The following is a 381-nucleotide window of genomic DNA, read 5'->3' on the forward strand; positions in this document are numbered from 1 at the left end:
CCACCGCCGACACAGTAGGAGCCGTGTTGCCAGCGACCACTTCGTTGACGGTCAAGACGAACGATTCAGTCGTCGTCTCTTCACCGTCGCTCACGCTAATGGTGATATTGGCCGTACCGGTTACGCCAGCCAGCGGTGTGACGATCAAGGTCTTATCGGCACCGTCACCGGCGACAATAATCCCAGCGGCGTCCACCAAAGCTGGGTTGTCCGATTCGACACTCACAACCAGGTCTTCAACTGCCGACTCGGCGTCACCCACGGTGAAGGCCAGAGGATCGGTAGCTGAGTCTTGGTCGATCGCTTGGTCTTCCACCGCCGACACAGTAGGAGCCGTGTTGCCAGCGACCACTTCGTTGACGGTCAAGACGAACGATTCAG

At 58.5% G+C, this 381-nt stretch carries 1 protein-coding gene; it reads right to left on the reverse strand.

From position 1 onward, the window contains the following. Positions 1-381: hypothetical protein (locus tag HOV93_RS25480; RefSeq protein ID WP_207399380.1), on the reverse strand; the 381-nt coding region annotated here is incomplete at both ends.

Source organism: Bremerella alba, from assembly GCF_013618625.1.
Taxonomy (GTDB): domain Bacteria; phylum Planctomycetota; class Planctomycetia; order Pirellulales; family Pirellulaceae; genus Bremerella; species Bremerella alba.